This window comes from Flavobacterium tibetense (assembly GCF_003293845.1).
GTDB classification, from domain to species: Bacteria; Bacteroidota; Bacteroidia; order Flavobacteriales; family Flavobacteriaceae; genus Flavobacterium; species Flavobacterium tibetense.
In genome coordinates, this window is record NZ_QLST01000005.1 from 1 (window position 1) to 19,639 (window position 19,639).

15 protein-coding genes and 3 tRNA genes are annotated in these 19,639 nt (G+C 34.5%); 15 read left to right on the top strand and 3 right to left on the bottom strand.

From position 1 onward, the window contains the following. Positions 1–93: 93 nt before the first annotated feature. From DPN68_RS04835 to DPN68_RS04905, 15 genes are all read left to right on the top strand, one after another. Positions 94–175 (top strand) — tRNA-Tyr (locus DPN68_RS04835). Between the two features lie 69 nt (positions 176–244). Continuing rightward, positions 245–316, top strand: a tRNA-Thr gene (locus tag DPN68_RS04840). A 57-nt stretch (positions 317–373) separates the two neighbouring features. Continuing rightward, on the top strand, positions 374–1,561 hold the full coding sequence (gene tuf, locus DPN68_RS04845; RefSeq protein WP_113988525.1) for an elongation factor Tu: 1,188 nt from the start codon (positions 374–376) through the stop codon (positions 1,559–1,561). 61 nt (positions 1,562–1,622) lie between these two features. Then, positions 1,623–1,694: transfer RNA gene (locus tag DPN68_RS04850), tRNA-Trp, on the top strand. Positions 1,695–1,708: 14 nt separating this feature from the next. Continuing rightward, positions 1,709–1,903, top strand: a complete 195-nt coding sequence (gene secE, locus DPN68_RS04855; protein ID WP_113988526.1) for a preprotein translocase subunit SecE — start codon at positions 1,709–1,711, stop codon at positions 1,901–1,903. Positions 1,904–1,909: 6 nt separating this feature from the next. After that, on the top strand, positions 1,910–2,461 hold the full coding sequence (gene nusG, locus DPN68_RS04860; protein ID WP_113988527.1) for a transcription termination/antitermination protein NusG: 552 nt from the start codon (positions 1,910–1,912) through the stop codon (positions 2,459–2,461). A 66-nt stretch (positions 2,462–2,527) separates the two neighbouring features. Continuing rightward, positions 2,528–2,965, top strand: a complete 438-nt coding sequence (rplK, locus tag DPN68_RS04865) for a 50S ribosomal protein L11 (RefSeq protein ID WP_113988528.1) — start codon at positions 2,528–2,530, stop codon at positions 2,963–2,965. Positions 2,966–2,983: 18 nt separating this feature from the next. Further along, positions 2,984–3,673, top strand: a complete 690-nt coding sequence (gene rplA, locus DPN68_RS04870; RefSeq protein WP_113988529.1) for a 50S ribosomal protein L1 — start codon at positions 2,984–2,986, stop codon at positions 3,671–3,673. A 22-nt stretch (positions 3,674–3,695) separates the two neighbouring features. Continuing rightward, positions 3,696–4,193 carry a 50S ribosomal protein L10 gene (gene rplJ, locus DPN68_RS04875; protein WP_113988530.1) on the top strand — a complete coding sequence of 166 codons (498 nt, stop codon included), beginning with the start codon at positions 3,696–3,698 and terminating at the stop codon, positions 4,191–4,193. Between the two features lie 55 nt (positions 4,194–4,248). Further along, positions 4,249–4,620, top strand: coding sequence for a 50S ribosomal protein L7/L12 (rplL, locus tag DPN68_RS04880; protein WP_113988531.1), 372 nt, complete (start codon positions 4,249–4,251; stop codon positions 4,618–4,620). A 243-nt stretch (positions 4,621–4,863) separates the two neighbouring features. Continuing rightward, positions 4,864–8,676, top strand: coding sequence for a DNA-directed RNA polymerase subunit beta (rpoB, locus tag DPN68_RS04885; RefSeq protein WP_113988532.1), 3,813 nt, complete (start codon positions 4,864–4,866; stop codon positions 8,674–8,676). Between the two features lie 109 nt (positions 8,677–8,785). Further along, positions 8,786–13,084, top strand: a complete 4,299-nt coding sequence (rpoC, locus tag DPN68_RS04890; protein WP_113988533.1) for a DNA-directed RNA polymerase subunit beta' — start codon at positions 8,786–8,788, stop codon at positions 13,082–13,084. 168 nt (positions 13,085–13,252) lie between these two features. Continuing rightward, complete coding sequence (locus DPN68_RS04895) at positions 13,253–13,564, top strand: DUF3467 domain-containing protein (protein ID WP_113988534.1); 312 nt, start codon at positions 13,253–13,255, stop codon at positions 13,562–13,564. Between the two features lie 77 nt (positions 13,565–13,641). Beyond that, the gene (locus DPN68_RS04900; protein ID WP_239987013.1) at positions 13,642–14,166 is read left to right on the top strand and encodes a GNAT family N-acetyltransferase; all 525 of its coding nucleotides are present in this window, start codon (positions 13,642–13,644) and stop codon (positions 14,164–14,166) included. 53 nt (positions 14,167–14,219) lie between these two features. Next, positions 14,220–16,370, top strand: a complete 2,151-nt coding sequence (locus DPN68_RS04905; RefSeq protein ID WP_113988535.1) for an erythromycin esterase family protein — start codon at positions 14,220–14,222, stop codon at positions 16,368–16,370. A gap of 4 nt (positions 16,371–16,374) precedes the next feature. Here DPN68_RS04905 and rluF read toward each other — a convergent pair whose 3' ends face one another. The 3 genes from rluF to DPN68_RS04920 form a co-directional block, all read right to left on the bottom strand. Then, positions 16,375–17,166, bottom strand: coding sequence for a 23S rRNA pseudouridine(2604) synthase RluF (gene rluF / locus DPN68_RS04910; RefSeq protein ID WP_113988536.1), 792 nt, complete (start codon positions 17,164–17,166; stop codon positions 16,375–16,377). A gap of 553 nt (positions 17,167–17,719) precedes the next feature. Beyond that, positions 17,720–18,499: a zinc ribbon domain-containing protein gene (locus DPN68_RS04915; protein WP_113988537.1), complete on the bottom strand. Its 780-nt coding sequence runs from the start codon at positions 18,497–18,499 to the stop codon at positions 17,720–17,722. 1 nt (position 18,500) lies between these two features. Further along, positions 18,501–19,595 carry a Nif3-like dinuclear metal center hexameric protein gene (locus tag DPN68_RS04920; protein ID WP_113988538.1) on the bottom strand — a complete coding sequence of 365 codons (1,095 nt, stop codon included), beginning with the start codon at positions 19,593–19,595 and terminating at the stop codon, positions 18,501–18,503. Positions 19,596–19,639 lie beyond the last annotated feature (44 nt).

Consider the following 19,639-nt stretch of genomic DNA (forward strand, 5'->3'; position numbering starts at 1 on the left):
GCTGGCTAGAGCAGCTGATTTGTAATCAGCAGGTCGTGGGTTCGAGTCCCTCCATCGGCTCAAGTTCTTTAAGTAATTGAAAATAAAAGGTTTGGGGAGATACTCAAGCGGCCAACGAGGGCGGACTGTAAATCCGCTGACTACGTCTTCGCAGGTTCGAATCCTGCTCTCCCCACAATTAAGAATTTAAGATTTAGAATTTAGATTTTTCTATTTTTTAATTTTAACTTCTGAACTCACAAAAGCCGGTGTAGCTCAGGGGTAGAGTGCTTCCTTGGTAAGGAAGAGGTCACGGGTTCAATTCCCGTCATTGGCTCTTAAATGTGTATAATTTTGAACACTAATATATAAACTAAGATTAAATTATTAAGTCATGGCAAAGGAAACATTCGATCGTTCGAAACCGCACTTAAATATCGGTACTATCGGACACGTAGATCACGGTAAAACAACTTTGACTGCAGCTATTACTAAAGTATTGGCTGACGCAGGTCTTTCAGAAGCAAAATCTTTCGATCAGATTGATAACGCTCCAGAAGAAAAAGAAAGAGGTATTACAATTAATACATCACACGTTGAGTATTCAACAGCAAATCGTCACTATGCACACGTTGACTGTCCAGGTCACGCGGATTACGTGAAGAACATGGTTACAGGTGCTGCTCAAATGGACGGTGCTATCTTAGTAGTTGCTGCTACAGATGGTCCTATGCCACAAACAAGAGAGCACATCCTTTTAGGTCGTCAAGTAGGTGTGCCTAGAATGGTTGTATTCATGAACAAAGTGGATATGGTTGATGATGCTGAGTTATTAGAGCTTGTTGAAATGGAAATCAGAGATTTATTATCTTTCTATCAATATGATGGTGATAATGGACCAGTTATCCAAGGATCTGCTTTAGGAGCATTAAACGGTGAACCAAAATGGGTTGAAACTGTAATGAATTTAATGGAAGCTGTTGATAGCTGGATTGAATTACCAGTTCGTGACGTTGAAAAACCATTCTTGATGCCAGTTGAAGACGTATTTACAATTACTGGTCGTGGAACTGTTGCTACAGGTCGTATCGAAACAGGTGTTGCTAATACAGGTGATCCAGTAGAAATTATTGGTATGGGAGCTGAAAAATTAACTTCTACTATTACAGGAGTTGAGATGTTCCGTAAAATCCTTGATAGAGGTGAAGCTGGAGATAATGTAGGTTTGTTATTAAGAGGTATTGCTAAAGAAGATATCAAAAGAGGAATGGTTATTATTAAGCCAGGATCTGTTAAGCCACACGCTCATTTCAAAGCTGAGGTGTATATCTTGAAAAAAGAAGAAGGTGGACGTCACACTCCATTCCACAATAACTACCGTCCTCAGTTCTATGTACGTACAACTGACGTAACGGGTACAATTTCTTTACCAGCTGGTGTAGAAATGGTTATGCCTGGTGATAACTTAACAATTGATGTTCAATTATTAAGCCCAATCGCTTTATCAGTAGGTTTACGTTTTGCTATCCGTGAAGGTGGTAGAACAGTAGGTGCTGGTCAGGTAACTGAAATTTTAGACTAATTATAAGTTTAAATAATATTTTAAAGCCAGTTGATGCTTTTGCGTCAACTGGCTTAAACAAACGGGCGTAGTACAAGGGCTAGTATAGTGGTCTCCAAAACCATTGATGGGGGTTCGAATCCCTCCGCCCGTGCAAATTATAAAGTAATGACAAAATTCGTTAATTATATATCTGAAGCGTTTCAAGAACTGAAAAGCAATGTGACTTGGCCAGAATGGGCTGAAGTACAACGTTTAACTATTATCGTTGCAGTGTTTTCGATTATATTCGCGCTTTTGACGTATGGTGTAGACCAATTGTTTGTAAAAGCTCTAGAAGGATTTTTTAACATTCTAAAATAATTTATTATGGCAGAAAACAATGTTAAAAAATGGTACGTTGTAAGAGCGGTTAGTGGACAAGAAAATAAAGTTAAAACCTATATTGAAACTGAGGCTGCTCGTTTAGGGATGTCAGATTTTATCTCTCAAGTTTTAGTGCCAACTGAAAAGGTGGTTCAAGTACGAGATGGTAAAAAAATAGCTAAGGAAAGAGTTTACTTTCCAGGTTATATCATGATTGAAGCTAATCTTGCAGGTGAAATACCTCACATTATTAAGTCGATACCTGGAGTAATCGGTTTTTTAGGTGAAACAAAAGGTGGCGAGCCTGTGCCGCTACGTCAGTCAGAAGTTAATAGGATGTTAGGAAAAGTAGATGAATTATCAGTTAAAGTTGATAATGTTGCAATTCCGTATACTATTGGCGAAACAGTAAAAGTAATCGATGGTCCTTTCAATGGTTTCAATGGAACAATTGAAAAGGTTAACGAGGAAAAGCGTAAACTTGAAGTTATGGTGAAAATTTTTGGAAGAAAAACACCATTAGAGTTAAGTTTTATGCAAGTAGAAAAAGTATAATTTTTGTTACATATACACTCACATCTTCGCTTCCAATTGTTAGATGTGCTAAATTTTTAAAAGAAAATGGCAAAAGAAATTAGTAAAGTAGTTAAACTACAAGTTAAGGGAGGTGCTGCGAATCCATCGCCACCGGTTGGACCTGCTTTGGGGGCTGCTGGAGTTAACATCATGGAGTTCTGTAAGCAGTTTAATGCAAGAACACAAGATAAACCTGGCAAAGTGTTACCAGTACAAATTACTGTGTACAAAGACAAGTCTTTTGACTTTGTTGTTAAAACGCCACCAGCTGCAATTCAGTTATTGGATGCGGCTAAAATTAAGTCTGGTTCTGGCCAACCAAATCGTAAGAAAGTAGCTAGTGTTACTTGGGATCAAATCAAAGCTATTGCAGAAGACAAAATGGCAGACTTAAACGCTTTTACATTAGAAAAAGCTATGAGTATGATTGCTGGAACTGCAAGATCTATGGGTATTACAGTAACAGGAGATGCTCCTTTTTAATCGTTAAAAGAATTAGACATGGCAAAATTGACTAAAAAGCAAAAAGAGGCTGCATCTAAAATTGAAAAGAACAAATTATACAGTTTAAAAGACGCATCTGCGTTAATTAAATCTGTTGCTTCTGCTAAATTTGATGAGTCTGTTGATATCGCTGTAAAACTTGGAGTTGATCCTCGTAAAGCGAATCAAATGGTAAGAGGGGTTGTAACATTACCTCATGGAACTGGAAAAGATGTAAGAGTTTTAGCTCTTGTTACTCCTGATAAAGAAGCTGAAGCTAAAGCTGCTGGTGCAGACCACGTAGGTTTAGATGATTACCTTCAAAAAATCAAAGATGGTTGGACTGATATTGATGTTATCATCACTATGCCAGCTGTTATGGGTAAATTAGGTCCATTAGGACGTGTTTTAGGACCAAGAGGTTTAATGCCAAATCCTAAAACAGGGACTGTAACTATGGATGTTGCTAAAGCTGTTCAAGAAGTAAAAGCTGGTAAAATTGACTTTAAAGTTGATAAAACTGGTATCGTTCATGCAGGAATCGGAAAAGTTTCTTTTGAAGCTGATAAAATTTACGATAATGCACACGAAATTATTCAAACATTAATCAAATTAAAACCAACTGCAGCTAAAGGTACTTATATTAAGTCTATTCACTTATCAAGTACAATGAGTCCTGCTATTGCTTTAGATCCTAAAGCGGTATAATTGGTAGTTAAAAATTTTTAGTATGACTAGAGAAGAAAAATCAATCGCTATTGAAGATTTAACTGCACGCTTAGCGGATGTGAACGTTGTTTATTTAGCAGACACTTCAGGATTAGATGCAGATACTACTTCAAATTTAAGAAGAGCTTGTTTTAAAGCAGGTATCAAATTAGAAGTTGTTAAGAACACATTGTTAGAAAAAGCAATGGAAGCTTCTGTTAATGATTACGGTGATTTACCTTCAGTTTTAAAAGGTAATACTGCTCTAATGATTTCTGAGACTGCTAATGGTCCAGCTAAAATCATTAAAGAATTCCGTAAGAAAAGTGACAAACCACTTTTAAAAGGAGCTTATATTAACCAAGAAATTTACATTGGTGACAACCAATTAGACGGCTTAGTAGCTATCAAGTCTAAAGAAGAAGTTATCGCTCAAATTATTGGATTATTACAATCTCCTGCACAAAGAGTTATTGCAGCTCTTCAGAATCAACCAGGTAAGGAAGATTCAGCAGAATAATAAGTACGCACTTAATAAATTATATTTTTACAAAACATTTTAAAAGATAGAAAAAATGGCAGATTTGAAACAATTCGCAGAACAATTAGTTAACTTAACAGTAAAAGAAGTTAACGAATTAGCAACAATATTAAAAGATGAGTATGGTATCGAGCCTGCTGCTGCAGCTGTAGTAGTTGCTGCTGGTGGTGGTGAAGGTGCTGGCGCTGCTGAGCAAACTGAGTTTACAGTAGTTTTAAAAGAGGCTGGTGCTTCTAAATTAGGAGTTGTTAAAGCGGTTAAAGAATTAACTGGTTTAGGTCTTAAAGAAGCTAAAGATTTAGTTGATGCTGCTCCAACAAATGTTAAAGAAGGAGTTTCTAAAGATGAGGCTGAAGGTCTTAAGAAAGCTTTAGAAGAAGCAGGAGCTGTAGTTGAGTTAAAATAATTTATACTCATAAATAAGCTAGGTTTAGGTCTTGAGAGTGCTCTCAAAGACCTAAACCATTTTGCGTATATTAAATTATTGTGTTTTTTATGCGTTATAAAGCAATCAATAACGAAGAAAGAAAATAAGCTAACTTTCCTGGTTTATTTTTAAAGATGTATTGATCGCAAAAAAAGGAAGTATTACAATAGCAGTGTTTTATACACAAAAATTACTTTTTTTAAATCAAAATTTTGTCCATTGATGATAACTAATCAGACTGAAAGATTAAATTTTGCTTCGACAAAAAACATTCCACAATATCCAGATTTTCTAGATATTCAAGTGAAATCGTTTAAAGATTTTTTCCAATTGGAAACCAAATCTGATGAAAGAGGCAACGAAGGGCTGTACAATACCTTCATGGAAAATTTCCCTATCACGGACACGAGAAATCAGTTCGTATTAGAATTCCTAGATTATTTTATTGACCCACCTCGTTATACAATTGAAGAGTGTATTGATAGAGGGCTAACATATAGTGTGCCTTTAAAAGCACGTTTGAAACTATATTGTACTGACCCTGAACATGAAGATTTTGAAACAATTGTTCAAGATGTTTACTTAGGAACTATTCCTTACATGACGCCTAGTGGTACTTTTGTTATCAATGGTGCGGAACGTGTAGTAGTTTCTCAGTTGCACCGTTCACCAGGAGTTTTCTTTGGGCAGTCATTCCATGCAAATGGAACTAAACTTTATTCGGCGAGAGTTATTCCTTTTAAAGGATCTTGGATTGAATTTGCTACCGATATCAATAGTGTTATGTACGCTTATATCGATAGAAAGAAAAAACTTCCTGTAACAACTTTATTTAGAGCTATTGGTTTCGAAAGAGATAAAGATATTCTTGAAATTTTCGACTTAGCTGAAGAAATTAAAGTTTCTAAAACAGGAATTAAAAAATATATTGGTCGTAGATTGGCTGCTCGTGTATTGAATACATGGCACGAAGACTTCGTTGATGAAGACACTGGTGAAGTAGTTTCAATTGAACGTAATGAAATTATCTTAGATCGTGATACGATTCTAGACAAAGATAATGTTGAAGAAATTATTGAAGCTGATGTAAAAGCGATTCTACTTCATAAAGAAGATAGTAATGCTGCAGATTACACAATTATTCACAACACATTACAAAAAGACCCTACCAATTCAGAAAAAGAAGCCGTAGAGCACATTTACCGTCAGTTGCGTAATGCAGAACCGCCTGATGAAGAAACTGCTCGTGGTATCATAGATAAATTATTCTTTTCAGACCAACGTTATAACTTAGGTGAAGTTGGTCGCTATAGAATTAACAAAAAACTTGGTTTAGATACTTCTAAAGACAAACAAGTCTTAACTAAAGAAGATATCATAACAATTGTGAAATATTTGATCGAATTAGTTAACTCTAAAGCAGAGATTGATGATATTGATCACTTATCAAACCGTCGTGTTAGAACGGTTGGAGAGCAATTGTCAGCACAATTTGGAGTAGGTCTTTCTCGTATGGCTAGAACCATCCGTGAGCGAATGAATGTAAGAGATAACGAGGTGTTTACACCTATTGATTTGATTAATGCTAAAACATTATCATCAGTTATCAACTCATTCTTTGGAACTAACCAATTATCTCAGTTTATGGATCAAACCAATCCATTAGCCGAGATTACACACAAGAGAAGATTGTCTGCTCTTGGACCAGGTGGTCTTTCTCGTGAAAGAGCCGGTTTCGAGGTGCGTGACGTTCACTATACACATTACGGACGTTTATGTCCAATTGAAACTCCTGAGGGACCAAACATTGGTTTGATATCGTCACTTGGAGTTTATGCTAAAGTAAATAGCATGGGATTCATCGAAACTCCTTACCGTAAGGTTGAAAATGGAGTTGTTGATATTGTTTCAGAACCTATTTACTTAAGTGCTGAAGAAGAAGAAGGAAAAATGATTGCGCAAGCAAACATCGAGATGGATGCTAAAGGTAAAATTACTGCTGATAAAGTTATTGCTCGTGAAGAGGGTGATTTCCCAGTAGTTGATCCAACAGTTGTTCATTATACTGATGTTGCGCCAAATCAAATTGCTTCTATTTCAGCTTCGTTAATTCCTTTCTTAGAGCACGATGATGCGAACCGTGCCTTGATGGGATCAAACATGATGCGTCAAGCTGTACCTTTATTAAGACCTGAATCTCCAATTGTGGGAACTGGTTTAGAAAGACAAGTAGCTTCTGACTCAAGAGTGTTAATTAATGCTGAAGGTTCTGGAGTTGTTACTTACGTAGATGCTGATAAAATCACTATCAAATATGATAGAACTGATGAAGAGCGTATGGTAAGTTTCGATACAGATGAGAAAACATATCAGTTAATCAAATTTAGAAAAACGAATCAAAGTACCTGTATTAACTTAAAACCTATCGTAAGAAATGGGGATAGAGTTACAAAAGGACAAGTACTTTGTGAAGGATACGCAACGCAAAATGGAGAGTTGGCAATTGGTAGAAACCTTAAAGTTGCCTTCATGCCTTGGAAAGGGTATAACTTCGAGGATGCGATTGTAATTTCTGAAAAAGTAGTTCGTGATGATATTTTTACTTCAATTCACATCGATGATTATTCTTTAGAAGTTAGAGATACTAAGTTAGGTAACGAAGAGTTAACTAATGATATTCCAAACGTTTCTGAAGAAGCAACTAAGGATTTGGATGAAAATGGTATGATTAGAATTGGTGCAGAGGTTAAACCTGGCGACATTTTAATTGGTAAGATTACTCCAAAAGGAGAATCAGATCCAACACCAGAAGAAAAATTATTACGCGCTATCTTTGGTGATAAAGCCGGTGATGTAAAAGACGCTTCTTTAAAAGCTTCTCCGTCATTACATGGTGTTGTTTTAGACAAAAAATTATTTGCTAAAGCAGTTAAAGACAAACGTAAACGTTCAAAAGACAAGGAAGATATCGACAAACTTGAATTAGAGTTTGAAGTAAAATACAATGAGTTGAAAGACATTCTTGTTGAAAAGTTGTTTACTATTTTAAATGGTAAAACATCTCAAGGTGTAATGAATGATTTGGGTGAAGAAGTATTGCCAAAAGGTAAAAAATACACGCAAAAAATGTTAAATGCAGTAGAAGACTTTGCTCACTTAACAAAAGGGCAATGGGCTACTGATGACGCTACAAATAAATTAGTAAACGACTTAATTCACAACTACAAAATCAAATTAAATGATTTACAAGGTTGGTTAAGAAGAGAGAAATTTACTATTACTGTTGGTGATGAATTACCAGCTGGAATCTTAAAATTAGCTAAAGTTTACATCGCTAAGAAACGTAAATTGAAAGTGGGTGATAAGATGGCAGGTCGTCACGGTAACAAAGGTATTGTAGCAAGAATTGTGCGTCAAGAGGATATGCCATTCTTAGAAGATGGAACTCCTGTTGATATTGTATTGAATCCACTTGGTGTACCTTCTCGTATGAACATTGGTCAGATTTATGAAACCGTTTTAGGTTGGGCAGGTCAAAAATTAAGTAAGAAATTTGCCACTCCAATTTTTGATGGTGCTACATTAGATCAAATCAATGGATTTACTGATGAAGCTGGAATTCCAAGATTCGGTCATACGTATTTATATGATGGAGGAACAGGTGAACGTTTCCACCAAGCAGCAACTGTAGGTGTTATCTACATGTTGAAATTAGGACATATGATTGACGATAAAATGCACGCACGTTCAATTGGACCGTACTCATTGATTACGCAACAGCCATTAGGAGGTAAAGCTCAATTTGGAGGTCAGCGTTTCGGAGAGATGGAGGTTTGGGCTCTTGAGGCTTATGGAGCTTCAAGTACCTTAAGAGAAATCTTAACGGTTAAATCCGATGATGTAATTGGTAGAGCTAAAACTTACGAAGCTATCGTTAAGGGAGAAACTATGCCAGAACCAGGTTTACCAGAATCATTCAACGTATTAATGCACGAATTGAAAGGTCTTGGATTAGACATCAGATTAGAAGAATAATAAGCAGCTAACAGTCTCAGTCGCAGTAATCAGTTTTGCGACTGAAAACTGGGACTGAAAACTGTATACTGATTAAAACGTTTTTTATATAATTGATAGTAGTAATATCATGACAAAATTAAAAGATAAAAGCACCGTTAAGAGATTTAACAGAATTACGATAGGATTAGCTTCTCCAGAGTCAATCTTGGCAGAATCTAGAGGTGAGGTTTTAAAACCGGAAACCATTAACTATCGTACGCACAAACCAGAAAGAGACGGTCTTTTCTGTGAGCGTATTTTTGGTCCTGTAAAGGATTATGAGTGTGCTTGTGGAAAGTATAAAAGAATTCGCTACAAAGGAATCGTTTGTGACCGATGTGGTGTAGAAGTTACGGAGAAAAAAGTACGTAGAGATAGAGTTGGACACATCAATTTGGTTGTGCCTATTGCTCATATTTGGTACTTCCGTTCGTTACCAAATAAAATTGGTTACTTACTAGGATTGCCTTCTAAAAAATTAGATATGATTATCTATTACGAGCGTTATGTGGTTATTCAACCAGGTATTGCTCAAGGTGTAGATGGTGAGTCTTTAAACCGTTTGGACTTTTTAACAGAAGAAGAGTATTTAAATATTTTAGATACACTTCCAATGGAAAACCAATATTTAGATGATCAAGATCCAAATAAATTCATCGCTAAAATGGGTGCTGAATGTATTATGGATTTATTACAACGTATCGACTTAGATGAATTATCATACCAATTGCGTCACGCAGCTAGTACAGAAACGTCTAAGCAACGTAAAATGGAAGCGCTTAAGCGTTTGCAAGTTGTAGAATCATTCCGTGATGCTAACAAAAACAGAGAGAACAATCCTTCTTGGATGATCTTGAAAGCAATTCCGGTTATTCCACCAGAATTACGTCCGTTAGTACCACTAGATGGAGGTCGTTTCGCAACTTCAGATTTGAATGATTTATACCGTAGAGTAATTATCCGTAACAATCGTTTGAAACGATTAATGGAAATCAAAGCTCCAGAAGTAATCTTACGTAACGAAAAACGTATGTTACAAGAAGCGGTAGATTCATTATTTGATAACACGCGCAAAGCTTCTGCTGTTAAAACAGAATCTAACCGTCCGTTGAAATCATTATCAGATTCATTAAAAGGTAAACAAGGTCGTTTCCGTCAAAACTTACTAGGAAAACGTGTGGACTATTCTGCTCGTTCTGTAATTGTTGTTGGACCAGAATTGAAAATGTTTGAGTGTGGTTTACCAAAAGATATGGCAGCTGAACTATACAAACCATTCGTTATTCGTAAGTTAATCGAAAGAGGAATTGTAAAAACAGTTAAGTCAGCTAAGAAAATTATCGACAAAAAAGAGCCAGTAGTATGGGATATCCTAGAGAATGTAATCAAAGGACATCCAGTATTACTAAACCGTGCTCCTACTTTGCACCGTTTGGGTATCCAAGCGTTTCAGCCTAAATTAATTGAAGGAAAAGCAATTCAGTTACACCCATTAACATGTACGGCGTTTAATGCCGATTTTGATGGTGACCAGATGGCGGTTCACTTACCATTAGGACCTGAAGCAATTTTAGAAGCACAATTATTAATGTTAGCTTCTCACAATATTTTGAATCCTGCGAATGGTGCACCAATTACGGTTCCTTCTCAAGACATGGTATTAGGTCTATATTATATGACCAAAGAGCGTTTGTCTACTCCAGAAGTGAAAATCGCTGGCGAAGGTCAAACTTTTTACTCAGCTGAAGAAGTAAATATTGCTAGCAACGAAGGTAAATTGGATTTGAATGCTCGAATTAAAGTTAGAGCTAAAGATTTCAATGAAAATGGAGAATTGGTATACCAAATTATCCAAACTACAGCTGGTAGAGTATTGTTTAACGAGGTAGTTCCAGAACAAGCTGGTTTCATCAATGAAGTATTAACTAAGAAATCATTACGTGATATTATTGGTAGAATTCTTGGTGTAACAGATGTACCTACAACTGCAGCGTTCTTAGATAATATGAAAGATATGGGATACAAATTCGCTTTCAAAGGTGGATTGTCATTCTCATTAGGAGATATTAGAATTCCAGAACAAAAAGGACAATTAATTGAAGATGCACGTCAACAAGTAGATGCAATTACCATGAACTATAACATGGGATTAATCACGAACAACGAGCGTTACAATCAGGTAATTGATATTTGGACTTCTGCAAATGCTTTACTTACTGAATTAGCAATGAAAAACATTAGAGAAGACCAACAAGGTTTCAATTCGGTGTACATGATGCTTGATTCAGGAGCAAGGGGTTCGAAAGAACAGATTCGTCAGTTAACAGGTATGCGTGGTTTGATGGCTAAGCCTAAAAAATCAACATCTGCAGGTGGTGAAATTATTGAAAACCCAATTTTATCTAACTTTAAAGAAGGTCTTTCAATTTTAGAGTACTTTATTTCTACGCACGGTGCTCGTAAAGGTTTAGCGGATACCGCTCTTAAAACAGCCGATGCGGGTTACTTAACTAGAAGATTACATGATGTATCGCAAGATGTTATTGTAAGTTCTGTGGATTGTGGTACGTTACGTGGAATTGAAGTTTCTGCTTTAAAGAAAAACGAGGAAATCGTTGAAACTTTAGGAGAAAGAATTTTAGGTCGAGTTGTATTACAAGATGTAATTAATCCTTTAACTTCTGAAGTTCTTATTCATGCAGGTGAACAAGTTAAAGAAGCAGATATCAAACGTCTTGAAGGTACTCCAATTGAAAGTGTAGAAGTTCGTTCTCCACTTACTTGTGAGGCTGAAAAAGGAATTTGTGCTAAATGTTACGGTAGAAACTTAGCTACTGGTAAAATGACTCAAAAAGGAGAAGCTGTTGGTGTAATTGCTGCACAGTCAATTGGAGAGCCAGGAACACAGTTAACACTTCGTACGTTCCACGTTGGAGGGGTTGCTGGAGGTTTATCAGAAGAATCAAGTATCGTAACACGTTTCAAAGGTCGTTTAGAAATAGAAGATCTTAAAACAGTTAAAGGTGAAGATGGTGAAGGTAATCAAGTAGATATCGTTATTTCTCGTTCAACAGAATTGAAATTAGTAGACGTAAATACAGGAATTGTATTAAACACACACAATATTCCTTACGGTTCTAGCATCTTTGTTAAAGATGGTGATTCAGTTGAAAAAGGAACAACTATCTGTAAATGGGATCCTTATAATGGAGTTATTATTTCTGAATTTACTGGTAAAGTGGAGTACGAAGATATCAAACAAGGAGAATCATTCTTGGTTGAAATTGACGAACAAACTGGTTTCCAAGAAAAAGTAATTTCTGAATCACGTAATAAAAAATTAATCCCAACTTTACATATTTATGGTAAAGACGGTGAATTGATTCGTTCGTATAACTTACCAGTTGGAGCTCACTTAATGGTGAACGATGGCGAGAAAATTAAAGCAGGTAAAATTTTAGTAAAAATTCCACGTCGTTCTTCTAAAGCAGGAGATATTACTGGAGGTTTACCAAGAATTACTGAGTTATTAGAAGCTCGTAACCCATCAAACCCAGCTGTAGTTACTGAAATTGACGGTGTAGTAACATTCGGAAAAATCAAGAGAGGTAACCGCGAAATCGCAGTAGAATCTAAATTTGGTGAAGTAAAGAAATACTTAGTAAAACTTTCTAACCAAATCTTAGTTCAAGAAAACGACTTCGTAAGAGCGGGAACACCATTATCTGAAGGTGCAATTACACCAGAAGATATCTTAAGAATTAAAGGGCCATCAGCTGTTCAACAGTATTTGGTTAATGAAATTCAAGAGGTTTACCGTTTACAAGGGGTAAAAATTAACGACAAACACTTTGAAGTAGTTATTCGTCAAATGATGCGTAAAGTTAGAGTAGTGGATCCAGGAGATACTTTATTCTTAGAGGATCAATTGATTCACACAAAAGACTTTATCATTGAAAACGATAAATTATACGGAATGAAGATGGTTGACGAAGCAGGAGATTCTGAAAACCTGAAACCAGGTCAAATTATTTCGGCACGTCAATTAAGAGATGAAAATTCGTTGTTAAAACGTAACGATAAAAACTTAGTAGTAGCACGTGATGTAGTTCCTGCAACAGGAACACCAATCTTACAAGGTATTACAAGAGCATCGTTACAAACGAAATCATTCATTTCTGCGGCATCGTTCCAGGAAACTACTAAAGTATTAAATGAAGCTGCAGTAGCAGGTAAAATCGATACATTAGAAGGATTGAAAGAAAACGTTATTGTAGGTCACAGAATTCCAGCAGGTACTGGTATGAGAGAATACGACAATACTATCGTAGGTTCTCAAGATGAGTATCAAGAATTAATGGCTGCAAAAGAAGAGTTCAACTACTAATTAGTGAACAAAATACCATACTAAAACCTAACAGTTCGCTGTTAGGTTTTTTTTTGTTCAAAATATTGCTTATTCTTGTATAAGATTTATACACTACATAAATGAACGTAATCATACATATAAACACAAATAAATCTGATGTGACTTATATGTTTAAAATAATAAATTATGGAAAATAATAACAACCCACAAGGTCAAATTAATATTGAATTAGACGAAAAAACAGCAGAAGGCATTTATTCGAATTTAGCTATCATCAACCATTCCAATTCTGAATTTGTTTTGGATTTTGTTGCTATCATGCCTGGTGTTCCAAAAGCTAAAGTGAAATCAAGAATTATCTTAACGCCACAACACGCCAAACGCTTACTAAAAGCAATGGCTGAAAATATCAGACGTTTTGAAGCACAACACGGCGAAATCACCGAAGGAGAAAGTCCAAATATTCCTTTGAATTTCGGTCCAACGGGTCAAGCGTAAATAACATAATTTGTCATGCTGAATTTGTTTCAGCATTTATCAATTGATAGTTTTTTTGAAACTGAAATCAATTCAGCATGATAAATTTTACTTTTGTCAAAACCATGCAGGTAATACAAGTAACTTCCAATGAGCAACTCCAAATCGTAGCGGATTTAGCCAAGAAAATTTGGCCAGTAGCTTATGCAACTATACTTTCCAAAGAGCAACTTCATTATATGCTCGATAGATTTTATAATTTGGAAGCTTTACAAAAACAATTAGAAAACGGACAAGTTTTTTATCTAGCCCAAAACGAATATCAAGAATTTGTTGGTTTTGTTTCCTACGAAATTAACTGCGAACCCAATAAAACGAAAATCCATAAAATTTACGTGTTACCCGAAACACAAGGAACAGGAATTGGCAAGCAACTTTTCGATGTAGTAAAAACCAAAGCACAAGAAAACCAACAAACCGCTATTTTCTTGAATGTAAACAAATACAACAACGCTCAAAAATTCTACCAAAAACTAGGTTTCACCATTACCAAAGAAGAAGTAATCGATATCGGAAATGGATATGTGATGGATGATTATGTGATGGAGGTTAACATAATGTAATAAGTGAATTGTTTTTGCGTTATATTTTTTAATACTATCAAATAATAACCAAATTGAGAAATATAGCAATAGTACTTTATAGTTTATTCTATCTAACATCATCTGCACAAGAATTCAATCCTAAAATAATAACTCTTTCACAAAATCCCGAAATCACTGATTTTAGTTTTTTAAAAGAAGAATTAAAAGGTGTTCAAGTAGTTATGCTTGGAGAAAATACGCATTTTGATGGAAATGTATTTGAAATGAAAACCAAAATCGTTCAATATTTGCATCAAGAAATGGGTTTTACTACTATCGCTTTTGAATCTGGAATTTATGATGTGTGGAAAGCTCAAAAAAGTATTAGTGAAGGGCAAAATGTAAAGGAAGCACTGTCAAATTCTTTGTTTTCTATTTGGGCAAAAAGAAACGAATTTCAAAGTTTTATCGAGTTTTATAATCAGAATAAGAAAGATTTAAAAATATTCGGTTTTGATTATCAGATTACGGGTAATAATGGAAATGTATTATTAGCTAAAGATTTATTCGAATATGCTAAAAAAATCAATCATAAAATAAAATTTAAACAAGAAGATTTTGAGTTGCTTTTAGAATCTATGACTAATTCTGGTATGTTTGATGAAGAAGATATTTCTTATGATCAATTTAAAACCGAATTAACATTATTTAAAACTAAAATTAGTCAACAAAAAGATTCTGACGAAAAATTTTATTGGAATCAAATTATAAAAAGTCTTTTAGAGTTAGGTTATGATGCTATTTTAAAAGAAGAGATTTTAAGTACTTTCAACACAACTTCATACGACAATATTCGTGACAAGCAAATGGCGGATAATTTATTAGCTTACTTAAAACAAAATCCTGAAGCTAAAATAATTTGTTGGGGAGCCAATGCACATTTCGTAAATAATATGAGTTCAATTAATGAGCCTATATTAAAAGAATTTGTACCAATGGGTTCTTATATTAAAAAAGAACTAAAAAACAAAGTGTACAGTTTAGCCGCGGTAACAGCTGAAGATTCTATATTTCTTCAAAATAAATGGCATGAAACACCAATTAAAAAGCACTCATTTGAGTATTTCTTAAAAGAGAAAAATACTTCTCCACACATTTTTATTTCTTCAAACCAAAGCGGAATGCAAATTTTAGCATGGAACAGACTTTTTAGCCCAATTACCTTTGTGGAAAGTAAATTGAATGAGTTGCATGATGGTTATCTCTATTTTAGAAGCGTTACACCTTCTACTATAATAGATTCAGATGAAGAGAATAAAGTTTTTAAAGCTAAAGATATACAAACGGCTAATCTATCAGAGCCTAATGATGATGAGCTTAAGAAAACAGAATTAAATGAAGTAGTTGTTTATGCAAAAAGAACAGCTTATCAGGTTATGCAAAATGTGATAGAATCTTTTGAAAGAAATTATCCTGATAATCCATTTAGTTCTGAGATGAAAACCAATATTCAAGCCAAAGTTTCAAATGTTACTTATCTCGATTTTGATTTTATTGCCGAACAATATGATTTAGGTTATTTAAATCATATCAATAGAAGTACAAAAAATATAAAAGAGTTAAGATGGAATAAGAAAGGTGATTTTCTGTCTGAAAGTTTAAGAGAATATCATGGTTTAATGTATAATTGTCCTATAAAATATGCGCCTTTTTTGAAAAAAGGAAAGTTTAAGAAATTTATTTTTCAAATTGAAGAAACTAAGATGTACAACAACGAAGAAGTTTTTGTTATTAGTTTTTCATCACCAAGAAATCATTCCACTTTTACAAGACGAGTTTTTTTAAGTAATTATTCTGGATATTTGTATGTGAATAAAAAAGATTTCGCCATTGTAAAGATTTTCGAAAATTGGTCTGTAACTGATTTCCCAGAACAGTTTAAAGAAGGATTTAATCTTAAAAATTCGTTATTACAATTCACCTCAAAAGAATATAAAAACGAATCCATGCATACAGATTTTACAAAGATTGGTGAGTACTATTTCATTACACAATCCACAAGTGTTTTATCTGGAAATGTTTATAACAATGCAGCTGAAAAACAAGAATTTGAAATTACAGTAAATTCAAATTGGAAGAATTTTAATATTCTAAATCCAAACCAAATAAAAAACAAAGAGGAAGAACATTCATTTGAAAAAGTAAAATATAACACTCTTTTTTGGAGTAATTTAAAGTTTTGATTTCCTACCTATTCCTCTCCCCATAATTCCTTTTCCCAGTAAACTTCCCTTTATTACTTGGTAAACTCGCTTCTTCGGTTTTGCTTGAGGGTTCAATTAAAGTGTTGAGTTCTTTTATTTCGGCTAGAGTTAAAGCGCGGTATTTCCCAACAGGAACATCTAAAGAAATATTGATAATTCGGGTACGTTTTAAAGCGGTTACTTCGTAATCCAAATATTCACACATTCTACGAATTTGACGATTCAAACCTTGTGTTAACACAATTCGGAAAACGTATTTGCTCACTTGTTCTACTTTGCATTTTTTGGTAATCGTTTCCAAAATTGGAATACCATTAGCCATACGCTGAATGAATCTATCGGTAATTGGTTTGTTTACGGTAACAATATATTCTTTCTCGTGGTTGTTTCTCGCTCTTAGAATTTTGTTTACAATATCACCATCATTGGTCATGAAAATCAAACCTTCACTGGCTTTGTCTAACCGTCCAATAGGAAATATTCGTTCTGGATAATTGATGTAATCCACAATATTGTCTCTCACATCTAAATTTGTAGTACATTCAATACCTACAGGCTTGTTGAACGCTAAATAAATTTTTTCGTCTTTCTTCTCCTGAATCAATTTACCATTCACACGGACTTCATCTTCTGGACCAATTTTCGTGCCCATTTCTGGAACGTTTCCGTTAATCGTAACTCTTCCTTGCTCAATCAAACGATCAGCCTCTCTACGCGAACAAAATCCCGACTCGGATAAAAATTTATTAATACGAACTAATTTATCTGCTTCCATACTGCAAAGATAACTTTTTTAACGAAAAGGAAATAATGAAAATGTTAGGGGAGAAGTTTCAAGTTTCAGGTTTCAAGTTGTAACACAAAGTCTCACAAAGTTTACGCAAAGTTTCACAGAGTTTTACATCTTTGTGACTTAGCGTCTTTGCGAGCAAAAACTTTCATGAGCTTTTCAATGCAATCCAAATTGAATAAACTTATCTGACTTATATGGTTAATTTTTTGTTTCAAGTTTTAAGTTTTTTGGAACACAGATTGAAGAAATTGAAATAACCTTTAAAATTTGATTTACAGAATTGTCACCCTGAGCGGAGTCGAAGGCTAATGGTATGATATAGAAGTTTCACAGGTTTGAAGTTTGAAGTTGATTTTTGAACTTGTTCTTGTTCTTGTAAAGTTGTAGCACAAAGTTTTACGAAGTTTTACACAGAGTTTTTCATCTTTGTGACTTAGCGTCTTTGCGAGCAAAAAAATCTGTGATGTGAATCTCTGTGTAATAAAAACAAAAAAGCCCTTTTTCAAGAGCTTTTAATTGGTATTTAAATTGAGAATTAAATAGTAGCAAAAATGTTGTCCATTTCTTCTTTAACTTCATCAGCTAAAACGCTATCTACTAAAATTCGTCCACTGTGTTCATCCGTTAAGATTTTTTTACGAGCGGCAATTTCCATTTGTGTTTGTGGTGGAATGGTAAAGAAAGAACCAGCCGAAGCACCACGCTCAATAGAAACAACTGCTAAGCCGTTTCTTACGCTAGTACGAATTCTGTCGTAAGCTTCTAATAAACGCGCTTCAATTTTTCCACGGTATTCAGCAGATTTTTCAGTTAAGAAATTTTCTTCTTTTTCTGTTTCCGACATAATGTCGCTCAATTCTGCTTTTTTGTGTTTTAAATGCGTTTGTTTCGCTTCTAAACGCTCTTTAGTTTGCGCCACAACCTCTTTTTTGTGCTCAATAGAAGCTTTCATTTCTTTGATGTGCTTTTCAGCCAACTGAATTTCTAATTCTTGGAACTCAATTTCTTTGGTTAAAGAGTTAAATTCTCTATTGTTACGCACATTTTTTTGTTGCTCAGTATACTTTTTGATACTCGCTTTGTGATCGTCAATTGCGTTTTTCTTGTCTTTAATTTGAGTCTCGATTACTTCTAAATCAGTCTTCAATTTTTCTAAACGAGTGGAAAGTCCTGCAACTTCGTCTTCTAAATCTTCTACCTCTAAAGGTAATTCTCCTCTTACATTTCTGATTTCGTCAATTTTAGAATCGATTAATTGTAAAGCATATATTGCTTTTAACTTGTCTTCTACGCTTAGCTCTTTTGTATTTGCCATATTAAAAGTATTGAACCGGGTTTGTATTTTCTTCTGATAAAATGATTGCAAAATTAGTGATTTTTTCTTTAAGATAATCAACAATATAATTTTTTGTAAATCTTTCACTTTCAAAGTGTCCCACATCTGCCAAAAGCAATCGGTTTTCGGCTTCGTAAAATTGGTGATATTTTAAATCTGCGGTCAAAAAAGCGTCGGCACCACTAGCAATTGCTGCATGTATAGCAAAACTTCCCGAACCACCCAAAACAGCCACTTTCTGAATCGGTTTGTTCAAAAAAGCCGAATGTCTGATGCCGCCTGTTTGTATTTTTTCTTTCACTAAAGTTAAAAATTCAGTTTCAGAAAGACTATTTGGTAATTCACCAACCATTCCTAAACCAATATTTTGATGTTTGTTGGTCAATTGGTAAATTTCATACGCTACTTCTTCGTACACATGATGAGTAAAAAGTGCTTTTAAAATTTTCGTTTCCAAATGCTTTTCAAAAGTAACTTCAATCTTAATTTCAGTGTTTTCTACAAATTCGAAGCGTTCCCCAATTTCTGGATTGGAATTTTCATTGCCCATATACGTTCCAATACCTTGCGAATTGAAACTACAATCTTCATAATTCCCAATTTTTCCTGCTCCAGCATCAAATAAGCCATTTCTTAATTTTTCTGCATTTTCGGGAATGGTATAGGTTACTAGTTTTTTTATGAAATTTTCTTTTGGAATAAGAATTTTGGTATTGATTAATCCCAATGCCTGACAAAAAATCTTGTTGACTCCGTTTTGATGATTGTCCAAAGCTGTATGAACCGCATAAATGGCAATCTCATTTTTAATTGCTTTGATGATAGCACGTTCCACATAATTTTTGCCCGTAATTTTCTTCAAACCACTGAATAAAATAGGATGAAAGCAAACGACTAAATTGCATTTTTTGGCAATAGCTTCCTCAATTACTTGTTCCAAAGCATCATGACAAACGAGAATTCCTGAAATTTCTTGGTTTTTGTCTCCAACCAATAGTCCCACGTTATCAAAATCTTCGGCATAAGCCAATGGAGCCATCTCTTCAAGAATCGGAAGTAGTGCAGCAAGTTTCATAAACTTATTATTTCTTTCAAAGATAAAAAAACCTTACTTTCGTA